The organism is Sporomusa intestinalis (assembly GCF_055383785.1).
Window position 1 is genome coordinate 1,714,797 of sequence record NZ_AP042390.1, and the last position, 19,607, is coordinate 1,734,403.

The following is a 19,607-nucleotide window of genomic DNA, read 5'->3' on the forward strand; positions in this document are numbered from 1 at the left end:
CAAAGGAGTGATACTTAGTGGACAAATGCGGCCATAACGGTGAACGGAATGAGTCGAAACTGCTGTGTGTTAGATGCAATACAACCCAGTTTGAGGTGGTCGATAAACTGGGGACAGATGAGGTGGTGGCCCGCTGTGGCTCGTGCGGGCAGGAAACCGACCTGGGAGTGATCGTCGGCACCCGCTATAGCGGAGCCGTGGAGGTCATTGCCGCACTCCGGACCTTATATGCTGTCAGCCATTATAAAGCCCGGAAAAATCAGGATGAGCTGGGCGTGCTCAGATATTGCAAAAAACATGATCAGCTGCAAGCGATTATTACCGGAACCATGTATCATAATCCCCTGGATATGGCGGCTGACTTATATAAGCTGATTGAGAATAGGCCGATTAATATTGTTGAAGCCAAACAAATCATCGCGAATATGGTTAAGAAAGGCAGTCATGAGTGATTACCGGTGTAATCCATGTCTACGTTGCCATCATAGATATTATGAATGGCGCCAATAATCTGGAGACCTTTGGCAGGGATTGCTTTTCTGAGGACAGGGCTGGCTGACTTTAATTTGTCAATGTTAAAGTCGATGTTAGCCCTGATTGCATTTGGGAGCAGTTCACCTGTACAGTGTTTGGCGTTTTCAACGGCCGGGACAATCGCCTGCAGGATTGAGCAAAGATGCAGGGGCGCCTCGGCCCCGGACAGGGCAGCCTTCACTGCGCCGCAGTCCTGATGCCCCAGGACGAGGATCAGCCGCACTGCCAGGTGTTCAACGGCATATTCCAGGCTGCCTAAAACAACAGTGTCCACAACCTGGCCGGCAGTTCTGACGACAAACAAATCTCCCAGTCCCTGATCGAAGATGATCTCAGGGGGGATGCGTGAATCGGCGCAGCCCAGGATGGCGGCAAATGGCTGCTGCCCTCGGATCAGCTCCAGCCGTTTTTTATAACCAATGTCAGGCTTGGCATACCTTTCGGTTACATAGCGCTTGTTGCCGGCGATTAGTTTCTCCAGGGCTTGATAAGCATCCATAAAAACACCCCTTCTGATAATTAATTTTGGCGTCAGATAATAAAAGTGGTACTGTTACAAGTAATAAATGCTTAATTACTTGCCAACAGTACCACTAAGAGCTTACAGTGCAGATGATCTGCGGCCTGAGCGGGCATGAGAAGTTGCTTGGCGAATAGTTGTTTGCGGTTTTGCCGGCAGAATAGAGACTAAGTTGCCGATATCTTTTAAAATCGTAAACAGCAAGAGGGGGTTTATCAATTCGGCCGTATACCCGTAGGTCGTGATATAATGCTGGCCGCGGTAACTTGTCAGGGCAAGGCGGCCGCTTTCCGCCAGAATGGTTTGCTGGCGGAGTAAGCTTGCCTGCATGCTATCCAACAAGTCAAAGGCGCGGGCGAGATCGGCCTGGCAATTCTGTTGGCATACCTGGCGGTAGACTTTGCCAAGAGGCTGATTTATTGTTTCAGCCTGTAATCCCGGCTGGTCTGGGGTTAAGCTCGCCAGCAGGCTGCCAATACAGTCAAAGGCTGGTTGGAAAATGATGAAGGTGATGATCCAGCGGAAATTTTGCTGGTGCCGATGAGCGCCCGGGCGACAGCAGGTAAGGTTCTGAAGCATTTTTTTAAAAAACTGACTGCGCCCATCATCGACACCGAACTTGTCACATGCCAACAATAGTTTCGAGCGATAGAAATCGACTAATTCCTGCAATAGTGCCGGTTCCGAAACAGATGTCATGGGTGTGTCCATGTTAGGCGATGCTCAGATCTTCCCCATTGAGGATTTTTTTCATATTTTTCATGGGGCACATTTTACCACACATCGTACAGGTATCTTCACACTCCGGTTGCGACTCCGCCCGGTATCTGCCGGCTTTTTCCGGATCAATAGCCAGTTCAATCATCCGGGGAAAGTCCACATCAGCCCGGGCTGCGCTCATCTGGTTATCCCAGGCGCGGGCCCCGGGAATTCCTTTAGCGATATCGGCCGCGTGAGCCGCTATGCGGGAGGCAATAATCCCTTCCTTCATGTCATCCAGGTTGGGCAGGCGCAGGTGCTCGGCCGGTGTCACATAGCAAAGGAAATCGGCGCCATTGGCCGCGGCGATGGCACCGCCGATCGCACTGGTGATATGATCGTAACCAGGCGCAATATCAGTGACCAGCGGGCCTAAAACGTAAAAGGGGGCGCCGTGGCAAAGCCTTTTTTCCAGCAGCATGTTGGCGGCAATTTCATTAATAGCCATATGCCCCGGGCCTTCAATCATCACCTGCACATTCCGCTCCCAGGCCCGTTTGGTTAATTCACCCAGGGTAATAAGCTCCTCAATCTGGGCAGCATCGGTGGCATCCTGAATAGAACCGGGACGGCAGGCATCGCCCAGGCTCAAAGTGACATCATATTGCTCGCAGATAGCCAGCAGCCGGTCATAATACTCATAGAAGGGGTTCTCCCGGTTGTTAAGCTCCATCCAGGCAAACAGCAAGGAGCCGCCGCGGGAAACTATATTGGTCAGCCGTTTGTTCTGCTTCACCCGTTCGGCTGTTTTCCGGTTCATACCACAGTGGATGGTCATAAAATCCACGCCGTCTTCAGCATGGCGTTCGACAACGGAAAAGAATTCATCGACAGAGATGTCTTTTAAATCCTTGTCAAGCATGCCGACCGCGTCATACATCGGCACTGTGCCAATCATAACCGGCGAGGTCTCTATCAGCCGGCGCCGGAATTCGCGGGTTTTGCCATAGCAGCTTAGGTCCATGATGGCTTCGGCCTTTAACTCAATGGCTTTTTGCGCTTTTTGCAATTCAAGCTCAATATCATAACAGTCTTTGGAAACACCGAGATTGACATTAATTTTGGTGCGGAGTTTTTCGCCGACTCCCATGGGATGAAGGCGGGTATGATGACGGTTTGCAGGGATAACCACCCTGCCGCTTGCCACTAATGTACGCAGCAGCTCAGGCTCAAGCTGTTCCTCCCGGGCTACAATTCGCATCTGGTCGGTAAGGATGCCCCGCTTCGCGGCATCCATTTGAGTTGTGTACATAATCTTTTTCCCCTTCCTCTGTAATTATATTTAGCTATAGGCAAAGGTGAGGGTAGGCAAGCTTCTGTTCTGGCAATGTAAAAGCTTTCCTACGGTGGTACTAACCACATCAGGTTCGAGGGTTGGAGTTTTAGTCCTCTCAGCCGTTGGGCACCCCTAGCTATAACTAAGCAACAATAATCATGCTGTCTTATCAGACAGTACTAGGCAGTTATGCTTTCACAGTTTTCAGCAGTTCAATCAGCAGGTCGCCTGTTTCCACAGGGTCCTGGGGTTTAACATACAGTTCCTTGATAAGGCCGTCAAAAGGAGCCTGAATCGTTGTTTCCATTTTCATAGCTTCGGTAACGACCAAGGGATCTCCTTTTTTTACATGATCTCCTTTTTCGACCATTACTTTAACCGCTTTCCCGGTCATGGAGGCGCCAAGATGGTTAGGATTGTCTTTTTCCGCTTTAATACGGGAAATGACAACTGTTTTAATATTCTTATCCTTGACAATAACCTCCCGGGGTAAGCCATTGAGTTCAAAATTAACTACCCGCGTGCCGTCAGGCAGTGGTTCCTCGACGGAAATAAACTTAACGACAAGAGTTTTTCCTTCCTCAATGTCGACTCTGATTTCCTCTCTGGGTTTTAAACCATGGAAAAAGGTTGGCGTATCGAGCATGGCTACTTCGCCGTAGGTATTGATAAAGCCGGCCCAGTCGGAGAATACTTTCGGGTACAGGGAGTAAGCCAGCACATCGGCGGTCGTAACCGGGCGCTGCAGGATACCTGCCAGGGTATCGCGGATTTCAGTAAAATTGGCCGGTTCCAGCAATTCACCCGGGCGTTTGGTCAACGGTTTCTTACCCTTAAGGATGATGCGCTGCAGTTCCTTGGGGAAGCCCTGGTAAGGCTGACCGATTTGGCCGGCGAAGAATTCTACCACCGAGTTAGGGAAGTCCAGGGTGTCGCCTGTTTCATAAATTGCATCCTCTGTCAGGTTGTTTTCCACCATAAACAAGGCCATATCACCGACGATTTTCGAGGAGGGGGTTACTTTGACAATATCCCCAAACATATCGTTCACCTGACGGTAGACCTCTTTAACCTTATCCCACTGGCTTTCCAATCCCAGCGATTTGGCCTGCTGCCGCAGGTTGCTATACTGGCCGCCGGGCATTTCGTGCTGGTACACCTCAGGATTGGGAAAGAAGAGACTGCTTTCAAACTCTTTGTAATAGGCGCGGACATCCTCCCAGTAATGGGACAATTCATTCATTTTCCGGATATCGGCAACAGGCTGCCGCGGATGTCCCTGTAAAGCGTAATACAGGCTGTTGCCGCTTGGCTGTGACGACATGCCGGACAAGGAGGAGATGGCCGTGTCGACAATATCTACACCGGCGTCAATGGCCCGGGCATAGGCATAAATGGCGTTGCCGCTGGTATCGTGCATATGCAGGTGAATCGGGATTTCCACCGTATCTTTCAGGGCCGAAACCAGGCGGTAGGCCGCCTCCGGTTTCAGCAAGCCGGCCATATCTTTGATGCACAGCATATGCGCGCCGGCCTGTTCGATATCTTTGGCCATATTTACATAGTATTTTAAATCGTATTTGGGACGGGCCGGGTCCAGGATGTCGCCGGCATAGCAGATCGCCACCTCGGCCACCTTGCCGGACTGCCGCACGGCGTCAATGGAAGTTGTCATACCGGCAAGCCAGTTCAGACTGTCAAAAATCCGGAACACGTCGATACCGGCCGTGGCGGCGTGAGCCACGAAAGCGCGAATGACATTGTCGGGGTAACTGGTATAACCCACCGCGTTCGAGCCGCGCAGCAGCATTTGAAATAATATATTCGGCGTGCGTTTTCTCAGTGCTGCCAGACGCTGCCAGGGGTCTTCCTTGAGAAACCTGTAAGCCACGTCAAAGGTTGCTCCCCCCCACATTTCCAGTGAGAACAGATTGGGCAGCATATGGGCAGTAGGCGAGATAACATTCAGCATGTCATAGGTGCGCATCCGGGTCGCAAGCAGCGACTGGTGGGCGTCGCGCAGGGTGGTATCGGTTAATAATACCGCCTTTTGTTCTTTAACCCAGGCCATTAATCCCTCCGGTCCGCGCTCGTCCAGAATTTGCTTGGTGCCATCAGGCAGCGGGCCCGGGGGCGTTTGGGGAAGCCTAAGCGGCGGGAAGCTGGGCTTGGCGCGTTTCGGCAGTCCCTCAAAGCCGTTAACCGTTGTTTCGGCCAGGTATTTGAGCAGTTTGGTTCCCCGGTCCTGCGGGATAGGAAAAACAAAAAGCTCCGGGGTGGTATCAATAAATGTAGTGTAATAATGACCGCTCAGAAAATCAGGATGATTGACTACATTATAGAGAAAAGGGATGTTGGATTTGATGCCGCGGATGCGGAATTCATGGAGGCAGCGTTTCATTTTCGCGATTGCGCTTTTATGGGTGAGACCGGAGGTGGAAACCTTGACCAGCAGCGAATCGTAATAAGGGGTGATAACAGAACCGGCATAGGCGTTGCCGGCATCAAGGCGCACCCCAAAGCCGCCGCCGCTGCGGTAGGCTGTTATTTTACCGGTGTCGGGCATAAACTGGTTCGCCGGATCTTCTGTCGTTACCCGGCACTGAATGGCATGGCCGTTACAGGTTATAGAAGCCTGACCGGGGATGCCGATAACGTCGTCGCTCAAACGGGCGCCGTCCGCAATATACAGCTGGGACTGGACGATGTCGATGCCTGTGATCATCTCGGTAATCGTATGTTCTACCTGGATACGGGGATTAACCTCGATAAAATAAAATTGCTCGTCCGGCGTAACCAAAAACTCAACCGTGCCGGCACTGACATAATTAACCGCTTTCATCAGCTTGACGGCCGCATTGCAGATAGCATGGCGCAGTTCGTCGGCGAGGGAGATGCTGGGCGCGATCTCAATCACTTTCTGATGGCGCCGCTGGACGGAACAGTCCCGTTCGTACAGGTGAATGATATTGCCGTGCCGGTCGCCCAGGATCTGAACCTCAATATGTTTGGGGAACTCCAGCAGGCGTTCAAGGTAGATCTGGTCATCGCCAAAGGAGGCCTTGGCTTCCGATTTGGCGCGCATATAGGACTCCTCAAGCGCAGCAGCCGTCCGGACAATCCTCATTCCCCGGCCGCCGCCGCCTAAAATTGCCTTAATGATGAACGGATACCCATATTGCCGGGCGAAGGCCCGTACATCCTCGATCCTGTTTACCGGGCCGTTGCTGCCGGGGATGACCGGCAGGCCGGCGGCTACTGCCTGGGCCCGGGCATTAATTTTATCCCCAAACATGGCTAAATGTTCTATCTCCGGGCCAATAAAGAGGATGCTTTCTTCTTTACAGCGTTTGGCCAGATTAATGTTTTCCGCCAGAAAGCCGTAACCGGGATGAATGGCATCTGCACCGCGGGTTTTGGCAATACGCAGTATGCTTTCGATATCCAGGTAGGCATCAACCGGGCTTTTATCCTCGCCGATTAAATAGGCTTCGTCGGCTTTATAGCGGTGCAAGGAGAAGATATCTTCTTTGGAATAGACTGCGATTGTGCGTATTCCTAACTCATTACAGGCGCGTATAACCCTAATGGCAATTTCGCCGCGATTGGCAACAAGTACTGTCTGAATATTTTTCATCTAATTCCCTCCCAAAGCAAGCAATAGTGCATGATAAAAATACAACTGTCATTGGTAATTTACCACCGATTTACAAAAAACACAAGCTAATATTGCGAAAAATATTAGCGTTATCATAACAAATCATACGGAGGGTCCGGCAAGCTATAAATCTACATTTTTCGCATACTCCACATAACTTTTTACCAGCTCTTTTAATTCTTTGCTTACTGTCTGTTTAATAGAGTCTGACGCTAGTGCATTTTCCGGGACTGCTGCCTCAGATACAGCAGTTTCCGGGGGCGTTTCAACAGGCAGGGAACTTTCCGGTACAGGCTCCTTCTGGCTCACTTGTGGTCCCTCCAGTCGTTATAGTTTGATAAATCAGAAAATTACTGTGGAAAATAATGTAATATAGTTATATAATAAGTAATAGTAAGTAGTCTAGTCAATTAAAGCACAAAAAAAACAAATAAAAAAACAAAAAAACATGAAGTCAGGTGGTAACAAATGGGGTGGCTGGTGCGGATACTTGAATCGATTAAACAGGAGATCATTACCGGTACGGTTTGCGGCCTTAATATGGAGGGCGAGCCGGCTTCCTATGTCAGAATACCAAGGGATCATTTTACGGCCGAGCTTAATCAGCTGACCGAAGCCCTCATCGAATCGGTTCAGAGTAATACGTTTGCCCCGCTCAAGGTGTATATCAGCTGGATGTGTAAGCTGCGGCTGGAGCAGGGGGTCAGGTTGTCTGATATTATGGCTTTTTTTGATTTATATGAAACCGCTGTTAAAGACGCCATGTCGATTTATCTGAAAGAGGATTTGGTCAGCCTGAACCGGTACCGCCGGGAAATTGATTCTTTGCTGGACCGGGTCCGGGTTTTTGTTTCCGAGTATTTTTTTACACTCTATGAGGAAACGGTGTATGAGCAGTTTGAACAGTTAAGGACAATCAACGAAATTACGGCTTACCTCACATCTTCCCTTGACCTGAATGAGGTCCTGGACTTTATTGCCGTCAGCTCCATCCGTTTATTCAAGGCTGACTGCGGCAGCATTTTGCTTATTGATAAAAACGGCACCCTCCACGCGCCGGTTACGGCCGGCTGGAATGATGCCGGCTCGTCCGCCGTTATTGCCGACACCATTGCTTATTCAACAGGGGTTATGGAATGGAATTATGAAGACTTATTGTCAGAGCATATGCACAATACCTTTAAAAACGAGAGTCTCTCCAAGGTAAAGGCCATCAAGCTTTATCTGCAGGACCTGACAATTGGCGTTTTGATTATTGGGTACCGGTCAAACCGGCACACGACACCGGTTGATCAAAAACTGCTGGAGACCTTTGCCAATCATGCGGCTATCGCTGTGCATAACGCGCAATTATACGGGGATGCTGATTTTAAATTACGGCAGCGGATTCAGGAAGTCACAGTCATTCTGGAGCAAAAACGGGCCATTATGCATTGTATGCGGGAAGGCGTGGTCGCCATCAATGCCGACGGCTATATTGATCTGGTCAATCATGAAGCCAAGCGCCTGCTCGGCCGGGAAGACAATATTATCGGCAGGCATATCCGTGATATTATTCCCAATTCGCGCCTGCCGATTGTACTGAAAAACCGGCAGGCAGAGTATGACCAGGAGCAGGATATCGGCACCAAGGTTATTATTACCAACAGGGTGCCGCTGCTGGTGGACGGGGCGGTCATCGGTGCGATTGCCACCTTCCGGGACAAGCAGGATGTCAAAATACTGGCCGAGGAGCTGGTAGGGCTAAAAAGCCTGCTCGAATCCATGCGGGCCCAGTCCCACGAGTTTGCCAACAAGCTGCACGCCATATCCGGCCTGATTCAGATGAAACAGTATGATAAGGTGGTTGAGCTGATCACGCTGATGTATAAAAGTCAGCAGGATTTGGTCAGCTCGATCGTCAAGCGCATCAAGGATCAGGCAACAGCCGGGCTACTTATCGGCAAAATCAGTCAGTCCAGTGAACAGGGGATTTCACTCCGGCTTAATCCCCGCAGTAAACTGGGGGATTTACCGCCTGCTTTCAGCAGCCTGTCGATGGTGACCGTGCTGGGAAACTTAATCAGCAATGCGATGGAGGCGGTGGCGCAACTGCCAGTTGAACGGCGGGTAATTGACGTATATGTCTTTGAAGGCAAACAGTCCCTGAATATCAAGGTAAGCGATCTGGGCAAAGGGATACCTGAACCGTATAAGCGAAAAATATATCAGCGTGGTTTTTCCACAAAGCAGGGCAACCGGGGGGTTGGCCTGGCGCTGGTCAAGCAGGAGGTAAAAATTTGCGGCGGCAAGATTAGTGTTAATTCACGGGAAAATGAAGGTACCACATTCTGGATAAGAATACCGGTAAAGATAAACAATGGAGCCTAAACAGTAGGGAGGGGCCGGAATATGGGAATCGATATTGTTATCATAGAGGATGACCCGATGGTGCTCGAACTGCACCGGCAATACATCAGCCAGGTGAAAGGATTTAGGTTAGTGGGACAAGCTGCCAATGCTGCGGACGGCTACAGCATTATCAGGAAGGTGAGTCCCCAGTTGGTGATACTGGATGTTTACATGCCCGGCGACAGCGGTATTGAGCTGCTGCGCCGGGTGAGGGCCGAGGGGATTAATATTGACGTGATTCTGGTTACGGCGGCTCACCGTTCTGAAACTATTCAGCAGGGGATGCAGTGTGGTGTTGTGGACTATATTATCAAGCCCTTTACCTTTCAGCGTTTTAAAAAAGCCCTGCGAGGTTACCAGCAGTATATTGACAGGATAAGAAACAGCCAGCAGCTGTGCCAGAAGGATATCGACTGTTTGAAGGGTACGTCCGTCAAGGATAGTACCCCAAACAGTCTTGAAGATCTGAAAGAGAATATCCCTAAGGGGCTGGATAAAGCAACCCTGGAACTGGTATTAAGGAGTATTAATATGCAGGCCGGATACTTTACGGCCAGTGAAATATCCCGGCTGGTGGGGATTTCTCGGGTAACGGTCCGCCGCTATCTCAACTATCTGTACAGCTGTGGCTGGCTGAAGGGAATTCTCTCCTATGGCCCTGTCGGCAGGCCGTTGCATAAATATATTAAGGATGATCCGTTTTCAATATAAAACACGGTAGGCTTTATATAGGCAAGGATGGTAGACGACTCGGACATACGAGTTGTTTTACCATCTTTCTTATGTTTTTTGAGGCAAGCTTATGAATTATATTTACAAAATTATCCTTATTTACCATACGGTTTCCAAGCAGGAAGGTTTACTTTATAATTACAACTGTAAGATGATGTCAGGATAGACCAGCTTCTAGAGGAGGATAAGCAGACGATGGAAAAAATCCTATCCTTCAGAGTAGCAGATGCTATGCCGGAAGATGTCGGCCAGGGTTATATCCGGATTGATAATGCGGACATGGATGAGCTTGAAGTCATAATTGGTGATATTGTTGAAATTCAGGGCCGGAAAACAACGGTGGCCAAAATAGTCCCTTGTTTCAGCCAGTTTAAAAATCAAAACCTGGCGCAGATTGAATCCATCATCAGAGAGAATGCCGGTGTTGGGATTGACGAACGGATAACCATAAGAAAGGCTGTCCGTCAACCGGCGCAGACAGTAATTTTGAGCCCGCTGGATGTTACCATAGATTTTAGTGACGCCCAGGATCTTAAGCACTTGGAACGGGTGTTAAACGGGCTGCCGATTATCACCGGCGACCGGCTCAAGGTAAATCTGGCCGGGGCAAGAAGCCAGTTTTTCACGGTTATCGGCACAGCGCCCAAGGGGCCGGTCGTTGTCAATGCCGGCACAAAACTTAAAGTAACCCAAGCCGATGGCGGGGAGGACCGGAGTTTCCGGGCGTCCTATGAAGACGTGGGCGGTCTGGACAAAGAGCTGCAGCGGGTTCGCGAGATGGTAGAGCTGCCGCTTAAATATCCGGAGATTTTCCGACAGTTAGGGGTGGATGCTCCTCGGGGTGTTCTGCTCTACGGCCCGCCGGGGACGGGGAAAACACTGATGGCCAGGGCGGTAGCCAGTGAGACCAACGCCGCCTTTATGCATATCAACGGTCCCGAAATTATTAATAAGTTTTATGGGGAAAGTGAGGCGCGGATCCGGGAGATTTTCGAGACTGCGCAAAGGCGGGCGCCGGCCATCATTTTCATTGACGAGATTGATGCCATTGCTCCCCGGCGGACCGACGTAATCGGTGATGTGGAAAAGCGGGTTGTCGCCCAACTGCTGGCCCTCATGGACGGATTGAAAAACCGGGGTCAGGTTATCGTAATCGGCGCTACCAATGTGCCGGATATGGTTGACCCGGCACTCCGGCGTCCCGGCCGATTTGACCGCGAATTATCCATCAATCCGCCTGATAGAGTCGGAAGATTAAGAATATTAAAAATTCATACCCGTTCCATGCGGGTCGACACCTCCGTCAACCTGGAAAAACTCTCGCAAATGACACACGGGTTTGTCGGCGCCGATATCGCTATCCTGTGCAAAGAGGCCGGCATGAACGCCGTCCGGCGGTTATTGCCGCACCTTGACTTTACCGCCGGGATCAGTGAAGCGGACTTAGAAAAATTCAATATAACCATGGATGATTTTTATACCGCTTTCAGGGAGGTTGAGCCTACGGCGACCAGGGAATTTTTCTCCGACCGGCCCAACCTGAAGTGGGAGCAGGTCGGCGGCATGGCTGCTATTAAAGAGAACCTGAAGACTATGATTGAGCTGCCGCTGCGGCACCCGGAACTATTTACCGAGACGCAGAGCAATATGCCTAAAGGCTTTATGCTGACAGGGCCGCCGGGAACCGGCAAAACCCTGCTGGTTAAGGCTCTGGCCGGGTCCAGTGAAGCCCACTTCATCAAGGTTGACGCGGCAACTCTCAACTCCCGCTGGTTTGGCGAAGCCGAGAAAGGCCTGCGGCTGATTTTTAAACGGGCCAAACAGATTGCTCCCTGTATTCTGTTCTTTGATGAGATTGATGCCCTGGCACCTGTCCGGGCGGTAACAGACCGTACCGGCACAGACCGGCTGGTGAGCCAGCTGCTCCTTGAACTGGATAGTTTGATGGACAGCGCCCATGTGATAGTAATTGCGGCAACCAACCGGCCGGATATGGTGGACCCGGCGCTGATGCGTCCCGGACGCTTCGACTTTATCGTCGAGCTGCCTCTGCCCGGCCAAGACGAGCGGCTGGAGATATTCAAAATTCATACCGCGCGAATGAATCTGGCCGCTGACATTGATCTCGATAGCCTGACACAAGCCACCGAAGGAGCAGCCGGCTCTGATATTGAGGCCATCTGCAAGCATGCCTCGTTAGCGGCCCTGAAACGCTATGTTAGCCAATCGCAGAGTTTAGCCGCATTGTCCGGTGCCTACAAGGTACTGGGCGAGGATTTCAGCTTTGCTCTGCGGCAAGTATTAAAAAAATAAGCTGGCAATATTGCCAACGGAGGTGAGTATCAAATCTAGAGTAAAAGGTTTTGACGGTCACCTGTTGCCAAATCTCAAAGTAGGAAAAAGGGGGAGAAAAAATGACGCTGGCAGTTGCTGTTGACGCCAAGATGCAGGAAGTTACTGTATGGACCAGGGGGGTCACCCTGGCCAAAGAAGCCCGCGACACGGCTACCCTGCTCGCCAAAGCAGGCAGCCTCGAAGGAAAGTATAATCAGTCTTTCGACAACTACGTTGACTTGCCTGACCGGATCAATGTACCGGTGAAGAGTTATGCCCGCATTAGTCCTGAGCCGATTGAAACCTATTACGAGTATGAGAACTATCGTCCTGATGTTGTTGTGCTGGCTGAAGAAACACTTGTAAAAGGCAATCATGTTTTAAAAGGCTGTAAGGATGGCACCGTTGTTATTATCAATACCAAGCGGGATGTTAACAAATTGGTCAAATATCTGTCACCCCAGGAAAACCTGAGTAAGGTAAAAGTGGTCGCCGCGATTGACGCTGATGCCTTAGGAGCCGGTGTTTTCCATACCTTTGATGGTACTGAGGGCTGTATTGACGACACCAAAATTGGTGCCGGTGTTGGTGCGGCCATGGCTGCTGCTGTGGCCAAAGCGAGCGGTATCGTTAAATTAGAGTCGCTGCTCAAAACCGCTGAAAACAAAACAGCTGTTCAGCAAGGCTGGGATAAAGTAGTCATATTACCGCTGTGCAACGGCGAAGCCGGTTGCCCTGTAAATCCGAGCAAGCTGGAGTTGGAGTGGAAATAACCGGTTTGATGCTGATAGGGTAAATTTCAAGGAGGTGTAACCATGGCAAAAGTTTATAAACAAGTGCCATTTGCGGCTATTGTTCCTTCCCCTCAAACAGAAAATGAGGGTATGATTACCGGTAACTGGCGATTCCTTCGCCCAGTAGTGGATAAAGAACAATGTACAGAATGCAAAACCTGTTATATTTATTGTCCTGATGCCTGCGTGAATTTTGCTAAGGATGATGGCGTCAGCTTTAATCTGAAGTATTGCAAGGGTTGTGGTATTTGCAGCAACGTTTGTCCGGTAGGGGCAATAAGTCGAGTGCCTGAACTTGATTTTGATGAATAAGGAGTGAATAAGATGCCAATTAAGAAAAAAGGTACAGGTTTAACTGCGGTTGCAGATGCCTGGCAGCTTGCGGATATTGATGTTTCGGCGTCCTATCCTATTCGCCCGTACACTGCAGTTATGGCTGAATTGGCCAAACGGATTGCCAACGGGACTATGAAGTGTGAAATGGTCCATGGCGAAGGGGAACATGCCCAGTTTTCTATCGCCCACGGCGCTTCGATGGCCGGTGCCCGGGCCACAACCGGATCTTCCGGTGTCGGTGTCACTTATGCATTTGAAACCTATTCCCCAATTGCCGGCAGCCGTTGCCCGATTCAGGCGCTTGTTGGCGACCGCACCCTTGATCCCCCCGGTGATTTTGGGTCCGAGCATACTGATTGCCTGACGCTGCGCGATAATGGCTGGATTTATGGCTGGGCCCAGGACGCGCAGGAATCGCTGGATAACAGCCTGATGTACTTTAGGATCGGGGAAGATCCTGACATCATGCTGCCGCAGATTGTGGCCATGGACGGTTATTTTGTGACCCATATCGCTCAGGACTATATTATGCCTGATCAGGATCAGGTTGACAGATTCCTGCCTAAATTCAATCCGAAATTCCGCCTCGACGTAAACAACCCTGTTATCATGGGGCCGCAGATCGAGCCGGAAATGGGACCGCCCCTGGAATGGGACCGTCACATTGTCATGAATAGAGTCCGGGAAAAGATTGTTCAGGTTACGGAAGAATTTGCCCAGGTTTTCGGCCGTAAATATGCTCCCTTTGTGGAAGAGTATATGACCGAAGATGCCGACATGGTATTTGTCCTAATGGGGGCTCACGCCGTTACCTGCCGCAGCGCGATTAAATATCTCCGGGAAGCAGGCTACAAGATTGGTTTATGCAGACTTCGTTGGTTCCGGCCGTTCCCGGATACCGCCCTTGCTCAAATCCTGCCTAAGTTTAAAGTTGCCGGCGTTATTGATACAGGAACATCCTATGGCGCACCCTGTAGCGGCGGTGTACTGTCAACAGAGGTTAAAGCTGCTATGTCTGAAGTTGCGGGCAAGCCGATCATTCAAAGCTTTACCTCCGGGTTGGGCGGCGAGACCATTACCCATGAAGAGTTTTTTGCTATGGCGGAAATGATGAAGCAAACCCTGAAAGCCGGCAAGCTGATTCAAAGCGGCACCTGGGTTAACTTCAATGATTATCATGAAGGCGCTTCTCAGATCAATGCTGCGAAAACTGAAGCTGCCCCCAGTAAATAATAAGGAGGAGTAAATGATGGCAGTTGCTGAGTTAATTAAGTCAATTGCACATACGACTGATTTGCGGGACACTTATGTTCCCGGTCACCGTACCTGTGCTGGTTGCGGTCCGGCGCTTGCGTATCGCCTGGTAGCCAAGGCTGCCGGTAAAAATACAATCTTTATTGGTCCAACCGGCTGTATGTATGTTGCCAACACCAGTTATGCCTGTGGTCCCTGGGCAGTACCCTGGACGCATGCGCAGATCACCAACGGCGGCGCTGTAGCTTCCGGTATTGCCGAAGCTTTCCGCATGATGATCAAAAAAGGGAAAATCCAGGATGAATTCCCCAATGTAATTGTCATGGCCGGTGACGGTGGCTGTTCCGATATTGGCCTCCAGGCCATGTCGGCGATGTTCTATCGCGGGCATAAGGTGCTTTGCGTAATGTATGACAATGAGTCCTATGCCAATACGGGCATTCAGGTTTCCCCATCCACCCCGTATGGTGCCACCACTATGTTTACCCCGGCCGGTCCGGCTATTCCCGAAGCCAAGAAACACCACATGAAAGACCCGATGCCGATATTCCTGGCCGGCGGTCATCCTTATCTCAAATATGGGGCAACAGCCTCCATCGGCTATCCCATTGACCTTATGAACAAGATCCGCAAAGGTCTTGCCCAAGACGGTCCGGCGTTTGTTCACCTTCATTCTCCATGCCCGAAAGGCTGGTCTTTCCCGGCCGACCGGACGATTGAGATTGCCAAACTTGCGGTTGAGACCGGTATGTGGAATCTTTACGAAATTGAAAACGGTGACTGGGCTCACAAGAAGTTCAGTGTTGTGCCGAAAAAACTTAAACCTGTTGACGAGTATCTTCAGACCCAGGCCCGTTTCTGCCATCTGCAGCCCGAGCATGTGGCTGAAATCCAAAACTTTGTCAACAACCGGGCCAAAGCGCTTGGTATGGAAGTTCCCCTGCCGCCTGCTCAGTAAGGCTGCATAAAATTCTACAGGCATTACGCCGTAAGTCCCTGGTTTCTTGTGAACAAAAGGAACCAGGGGCTTACTAATGTGAACATGCTTTGTTTAAAATAAACAAAGTGTTGGAGGAGGCACGGTTGTATGGATAAGGGTGTTGCCTTAACCTTTACGAACTGGATACTGGCTTTCCTACCTATCTTAGTTTTGTTATCTACCATTTTACTATTTAAATGGGGCGCGCCGAAATCCGGCGCAGTATCCTGGTTTACAGCGGTTATCATTGGTTTGTTTGTTTTTGGCGGCGATCCGCGGTTACTCGCGTTAGCCAATAGCAAAGGTATGGCCATGTCGCTTTATGTATTGCTTATTATCTGGGGTGCCGTTTTTCTCTATAACCTGGTTGAGAAAATTGGCGCGATCAAAGTAATTGGGGACACCATGATCAAAATAACGGAGGAGAAGCTGCTGCAATGCCTGCTGATGTCCTGGTGTTTCGCCAGCTTTATGCAGGGGATTGCCGGCTTCGGCGTACCTGTTGCCGTTGTCGCGCCGATTATGCTGGTCATGGGTTTCCCGCCGGCGATTGCGGCCGCTACCTGTCTGGTAGGGCACTCGTGGTCCATCAGTTTTGGATCCATGGGCTCTTCCTATTATACAATTCAGTTGGTTACTAAAATCCCCGGCGAGATTATCGGTCCCTGGATGGCACTTTTGTTTGCTATACCTATCTACGCAACCGGTGTTGCCGTATGTCATATTTACGGTGGCTTTGCCGCAGTCAAAAGAGGTTTGCCTGCTGTTCTGATTACCGGTACGGTTATGGCTTTTATGTGCTGGTTCATGAACAAGCTCGGCGCTGCTCAGCTGGCTACGCTGATTCCGGCGCTGTTTGGCTGTGGAACGATGGCTGTTCTGGCCAAGACAATCTACCGGCATGAGGCCGAAGCGGAGGCGCAGCAGCAGCAAGCACCGCTGATGGGCTTTAATATGGCGTTTTCGCCGTATTACATCCTGATCGCGCTCTGTATTATGACCCAGATTAAAGGGATTGCCAGCATTTTTGCTCCTTATACCTGGGGGCTTAATTATCCCGCAGTGACAACGGCGGCAGGTTTTGCCGTCAAGGCCGAAACCATGTATTCTAAAATCAATATCTTTTCCCATCCGGCCCCCCTGCTGGTTGCAGCTGCAATTTGCGGCTATGTTATTTTTAAAATAGCCGGCAAATGGAAGGCGGGAGCGGCCTCCGAGGCCCTTAAGTCCACCTTCTCCCAGTGTGTGCCTACCAGTATCGGCATAACAACCATGGTCATGATGGCATTAATTATGAACGATACCGGGATGACCAACATGCTGGCGCAGGGGATCGCAAATTCCACCGGTATTCTCTTCCCCATCTTTTCACCGTTTATCGGTGTGCTGGGAGCATTCCTCACCGGCAGTAACACAAACTCGAATGTAATGTTTGGCGCATTACAATACGAGACCGCCAAGGTGCTGGGAATTAGTACGGTCATTATGTCGGCCGTTCAGTCTGTCGGCGGTTCGGTCGGCTGCTCAATCGCTCCCTCCAAGGTGCTCATTGGTTCGGCCACCGTTGGTCTGGATGGCCGTGAAAGTGAGGTTCTGAACCGGACGATACCTTACTGTATCATCATTTCGCTGCTGGTGGGCATCAACGCCTGGATTTTTGCCTACATGCTGTTCAAGGATCTGCCTTAGGGCAACCAACCATGCGGAATAATAAAAGGAGGTATCAGGATGTCGACAAATCCCACACCTGGTGTTAACCAAAATCAGAATGTTGTTCTCAAGCCGGTTCCCTGGGGCAAGAAATATCGTGCACCGTTAATGAATGCTGCGTTTTGGGCATTCTGGGCAGGCTTTGCGCTGGCGCACCAGGGCGGTGTAAACAATGACAGCTTGCTGATTAATCTGTCCTATCTGGTATTTGCGCTGGCCTGTCTGGTGCCCTTGGTTACAAAAAAATAAGGATTGCAGGAAATGCCGTTTTTTACGGCATTTCCTGTTTCCATTGTCAGTACTATAAAATTTTGCTCAAATAGATAGAGGTGAAGGAGGAGCATTAATGTCAAACGGCGTACCGCAACAAAAACCCCGGGTTTCGTCCGCAGCCTGGGCGGAGCACATCGTTCCGTCAGGGCGTGAATATTGCCACAAGATAGCCACAGTGGGAAAATGCAGCGTCGCCTCACCGCCGGCATCAGAATGTTTCTGGGCTTTTGTCGGATCCTTTGCCGGTATTGCCTGTGTTACCTATCTGACTTTTCTGCAAGGCATTCCTGTTCTGGTTGCCTCGCTGGGGGCGTCGGCCTGCCTGATTTACGGGGCGCCGACAGCGCCGTTTGCGCAGCCGCGGAATGCGATTGCCGGTCATGTATTGTCAGCCCTAATCGGGGTTATGATTTATCAGCTGGCCGGGGCCTACTGGTATACGGCCGCTCTCAGCGTCGGCCTGGCAGTAGCCGCTATGGTAGGAACAAGAACTATTCATCCGCCGGCCGGGGCTACGGCCCTGATTGCTGTAATTACCGGGCAGGGCTGGCTGTTTCCCCTGCTGCCGGTAGGTGTGGGTATTTGTATTTTAGTGCTTGTGGGCATAGTGATTAATAATCTGGCTGCCAAACGGCAATATCCGTGTTATTGGTGGTAGACAACAATGCTTAAGGAAAAACGGCTTTGGTTTGACGAGAGCCGGTTAGCCCAGCGCTACTCAATTATGTATGTTGTGAAATGGGGTTTGCTGGGGATCACAACCGGGGGCATTGCCGGGATAGGTGTAACTGTTTTTTTGCAGCTGCTGACCTGGGCGATCGGCGTCTGGACGCAGCTGCCGCACTATTACTTTTTTATCGCTGTCCTATTACTGTTTAACAGCTGGCTGGTGACCCGGCTGGCCCCGCAGGCAGCAGGCGGCAGTGACAAGGTAATTGCCGCTATTCATCAACAGAACGGCTTGCCGCGCCTGGCGGCCGTGCCGGTAAAAATTCTGGCGACAGTGATAACTATTGCCGCCGGCGGGTCGGCCGGTAAGGAGGGACCTGCCGCCCAGATCGGTGCTACTCTTGCCTCGTCCTGGGCAAGCTTTTTACGGGTCAGTCAGGAAGATTGCCGCAAAATAGCCATTTGCGGCTTAAGCGCCGGTTTTGCCGGCGTGTTTGGTACGCCGGCGGCCGGGGCAATGTTTGGGGTAGAGGTATTATTTGTCGGCAGAATTTTGTATGATACCTTATATCCGGCCTTTGTAGCCGGTTTGACAGGCTATTATGTCTGCCGGCTGGCCGGCGTTTCGTATTTTTATCTTCCGGTTAGCGTACGGCCGGAGTTTCATCTCCTTATCCAGGCTGTTATACTGGGTTTGATATGCGGGCTGATGGCCATATTTTTTATTAAAATGATTTTTTGGCAGCAGCGCCTGTTTAATGGCTTACGGGGAGGCTGGCCGGTGAAAGCGCTGGCCGGCGGCATACTGCTCACCCTGATCGGCTATTATGTCAGCCCGTCGTATCTGGGGCTGAGTCTGGGATTGCTGGAAACAAGTCTCGGAGGCCAGGTAATTGCCTGGGACGCTTTTTTCTGGAAAACGGTGGCTACCGGCATCACCCTGGCCTGTGGCGGTACAGGCGGGATTATTACGCCCATACTGGTAGTGGGAGCCGTTACCGGCAATCTGTTTGCCCAGCTTGCCGGGGTTATGGATATATCCTTTTACGCGGCCACCGCCATGGCGGCGTTGCTGGCCGGGGCGGTAAACACCCCGGTGACGGCAGTCTTCCTGGCGGCTGAATTATTTGGCAGTGACCTTATTCCTTATGCCGCGGTAAGCTGCCTGGTGAGCTACCTGGTTTCAGGGCATCGCAGTGTTTACCCGAGCCAGATTATCGCCACAGGCAAGCGGCCGTATTTGTGGGCTGATGAAGGCAAGTGTGTCGGCTCTGCCAAGCAGGAGCAAGGTGCAAGTTTTATTGCGGCCGGGCGAAGGAAGTCGCAGCCTAAGAGCGAATAGTTACAAGAACAGCGATAGCAGGCCCACTGCGAGGCAGCACGGAGGT

At 50.9% G+C, this 19,607-nt stretch carries 17 protein-coding genes and 1 riboswitch; of the genes, 12 read left to right on the forward strand and 5 right to left on the reverse strand.

Annotation, left to right across the window (positions count from 1 at the left end; all coding sequences use genetic code 11):
* Nucleotides 1-17: 17 nt before the first annotated feature.
* Nucleotides 18-452 (forward strand): hypothetical protein, encoded by a 435-nt coding sequence (locus ACZ481_RS07720; RefSeq protein ID WP_464769572.1) that lies wholly within the window; start codon nt 18-20, stop codon nt 450-452.
* On the opposite strand, the gene ACZ481_RS07725 is transcribed toward ACZ481_RS07720, so the two are convergent.
* The 5 genes from ACZ481_RS07725 to ACZ481_RS07745 form a co-directional block, all read right to left on the reverse strand.
* Complete coding sequence (locus ACZ481_RS07725; RefSeq protein ID WP_464769573.1) at nt 443-1,033, reverse strand: carbonic anhydrase; 591 nt, start codon at nt 1,031-1,033, stop codon at nt 443-445. The two genes, ACZ481_RS07720 and ACZ481_RS07725, sit on opposite strands and share 10 nt — an antisense overlap.
* Nucleotides 1,034-1,135: 102 nt before the next feature.
* The gene (locus ACZ481_RS07730; RefSeq protein ID WP_464769574.1) at nt 1,136-1,765 is read right to left on the reverse strand and encodes a hypothetical protein; all 630 of its coding nucleotides are present in this window, start codon (nt 1,763-1,765) and stop codon (nt 1,136-1,138) included.
* 1 nt (nt 1,766) lies between these two features.
* Complete coding sequence (gene thiC, locus ACZ481_RS07735) at nt 1,767-3,068, reverse strand: phosphomethylpyrimidine synthase ThiC (RefSeq protein ID WP_464770595.1); 1,302 nt, start codon at nt 3,066-3,068, stop codon at nt 1,767-1,769.
* A 66-nt stretch (nt 3,069-3,134) separates the two neighbouring features.
* Nucleotides 3,135-3,233, reverse strand: a riboswitch (TPP riboswitch).
* Nucleotides 3,234-3,276: 43 nt separating this feature from the next.
* A complete protein-coding gene (gene pyc, locus ACZ481_RS07740) occupies nt 3,277-6,726 on the reverse strand; it encodes a pyruvate carboxylase (RefSeq protein WP_464769575.1) in 3,450 nt (1,149 codons plus the stop codon).
* A 144-nt stretch (nt 6,727-6,870) separates the two neighbouring features.
* The gene (locus ACZ481_RS07745) at nt 6,871-7,056 is read right to left on the reverse strand and encodes a hypothetical protein (protein WP_464769576.1); all 186 of its coding nucleotides are present in this window, start codon (nt 7,054-7,056) and stop codon (nt 6,871-6,873) included.
* 159 nt (nt 7,057-7,215) lie between these two features.
* Between ACZ481_RS07745 and ACZ481_RS07750 the strand changes: the two genes are divergently transcribed.
* From ACZ481_RS07750 to ACZ481_RS07800, 11 genes are all read left to right on the forward strand, one after another.
* A complete protein-coding gene (locus tag ACZ481_RS07750; RefSeq protein WP_464769577.1) occupies nt 7,216-9,117 on the forward strand; it encodes an ATP-binding protein in 1,902 nt (633 codons plus the stop codon).
* A gap of 21 nt (nt 9,118-9,138) precedes the next feature.
* Nucleotides 9,139-9,849 (forward strand): response regulator transcription factor, encoded by a 711-nt coding sequence (locus tag ACZ481_RS07755; protein WP_464769578.1) that lies wholly within the window; start codon nt 9,139-9,141, stop codon nt 9,847-9,849.
* A 216-nt stretch (nt 9,850-10,065) separates the two neighbouring features.
* Nucleotides 10,066-12,183 carry a CDC48 family AAA ATPase gene (locus tag ACZ481_RS07760; protein ID WP_464769579.1) on the forward strand — a complete coding sequence of 706 codons (2,118 nt, stop codon included), beginning with the start codon at nt 10,066-10,068 and terminating at the stop codon, nt 12,181-12,183.
* 101 nt (nt 12,184-12,284) lie between these two features.
* Nucleotides 12,285-12,977 (forward strand): oxalate oxidoreductase subunit delta, encoded by a 693-nt coding sequence (locus ACZ481_RS07765; RefSeq protein ID WP_464769580.1) that lies wholly within the window; start codon nt 12,285-12,287, stop codon nt 12,975-12,977.
* Between the two features lie 42 nt (nt 12,978-13,019).
* Complete coding sequence (locus tag ACZ481_RS07770) at nt 13,020-13,310, forward strand: 4Fe-4S binding protein (RefSeq protein WP_464769581.1); 291 nt, start codon at nt 13,020-13,022, stop codon at nt 13,308-13,310.
* Between the two features lie 12 nt (nt 13,311-13,322).
* Nucleotides 13,323-14,567: an oxalate oxidoreductase subunit alpha gene (locus tag ACZ481_RS07775; protein ID WP_464769582.1), complete on the forward strand. Its 1,245-nt coding sequence runs from the start codon at nt 13,323-13,325 to the stop codon at nt 14,565-14,567.
* Between the two features lie 13 nt (nt 14,568-14,580).
* Nucleotides 14,581-15,546, forward strand: coding sequence for an oxalate oxidoreductase subunit beta (locus ACZ481_RS07780; RefSeq protein ID WP_464769583.1), 966 nt, complete (start codon nt 14,581-14,583; stop codon nt 15,544-15,546).
* 129 nt (nt 15,547-15,675) lie between these two features.
* Nucleotides 15,676-17,256 carry an L-lactate permease gene (locus tag ACZ481_RS07785; RefSeq protein WP_464769584.1) on the forward strand — a complete coding sequence of 527 codons (1,581 nt, stop codon included), beginning with the start codon at nt 15,676-15,678 and terminating at the stop codon, nt 17,254-17,256.
* Nucleotides 17,257-17,295: 39 nt separating this feature from the next.
* Nucleotides 17,296-17,526 (forward strand): hypothetical protein, encoded by a 231-nt coding sequence (locus ACZ481_RS07790; protein ID WP_464769585.1) that lies wholly within the window; start codon nt 17,296-17,298, stop codon nt 17,524-17,526.
* A 97-nt stretch (nt 17,527-17,623) separates the two neighbouring features.
* A complete protein-coding gene (locus ACZ481_RS07795) occupies nt 17,624-18,208 on the forward strand; it encodes an HPP family protein (protein ID WP_464769586.1) in 585 nt (194 codons plus the stop codon).
* A gap of 6 nt (nt 18,209-18,214) precedes the next feature.
* Nucleotides 18,215-19,561, forward strand: coding sequence for a chloride channel protein (locus ACZ481_RS07800; protein ID WP_464769587.1), 1,347 nt, complete (start codon nt 18,215-18,217; stop codon nt 19,559-19,561).
* The last annotated feature ends 46 nt before the right edge of the window (nt 19,562-19,607 follow it).

What these genes read in the sequence shown, in the direction of transcription:
- pyc (WP_464769575.1), bottom strand. Translation starts at nt 6,726, where the DNA reads ATGAAAAATATTCAGACAGTACTTGTTGCCAATCGCGGCGAAATTGCC.
- ACZ481_RS07790 (WP_464769585.1), top strand. Translation starts at nt 17,296, where the DNA reads ATGTCGACAAATCCCACACCTGGTGTTAACCAAAATCAGAATGTTGTT.
- ACZ481_RS07760 (WP_464769579.1), top strand. Translation starts at nt 10,066, where the DNA reads ATGGAAAAAATCCTATCCTTCAGAGTAGCAGATGCTATGCCGGAAGAT.
- ACZ481_RS07725 (WP_464769573.1), bottom strand. Translation starts at nt 1,033, where the DNA reads ATGGATGCTTATCAAGCCCTGGAGAAACTAATCGCCGGCAACAAGCGC.
- ACZ481_RS07785 (WP_464769584.1), top strand. Translation starts at nt 15,676, where the DNA reads ATGGATAAGGGTGTTGCCTTAACCTTTACGAACTGGATACTGGCTTTC.
- ACZ481_RS07750 (WP_464769577.1), top strand. Translation starts at nt 7,216, where the DNA reads ATGGGGTGGCTGGTGCGGATACTTGAATCGATTAAACAGGAGATCATT.
- ACZ481_RS07775 (WP_464769582.1), top strand. Translation starts at nt 13,323, where the DNA reads ATGCCAATTAAGAAAAAAGGTACAGGTTTAACTGCGGTTGCAGATGCC.
- ACZ481_RS07795 (WP_464769586.1), top strand. Translation starts at nt 17,624, where the DNA reads ATGTCAAACGGCGTACCGCAACAAAAACCCCGGGTTTCGTCCGCAGCC.
- ACZ481_RS07770 (WP_464769581.1), top strand. Translation starts at nt 13,020, where the DNA reads ATGGCAAAAGTTTATAAACAAGTGCCATTTGCGGCTATTGTTCCTTCC.
- ACZ481_RS07800 (WP_464769587.1), top strand. Translation starts at nt 18,215, where the DNA reads ATGCTTAAGGAAAAACGGCTTTGGTTTGACGAGAGCCGGTTAGCCCAG.
- ACZ481_RS07780 (WP_464769583.1), top strand. Translation starts at nt 14,581, where the DNA reads ATGATGGCAGTTGCTGAGTTAATTAAGTCAATTGCACATACGACTGAT.
- ACZ481_RS07765 (WP_464769580.1), top strand. Translation starts at nt 12,285, where the DNA reads ATGACGCTGGCAGTTGCTGTTGACGCCAAGATGCAGGAAGTTACTGTA.
- ACZ481_RS07730 (WP_464769574.1), bottom strand. Translation starts at nt 1,765, where the DNA reads ATGGACACACCCATGACATCTGTTTCGGAACCGGCACTATTGCAGGAA.
- ACZ481_RS07755 (WP_464769578.1), top strand. Translation starts at nt 9,139, where the DNA reads ATGGGAATCGATATTGTTATCATAGAGGATGACCCGATGGTGCTCGAA.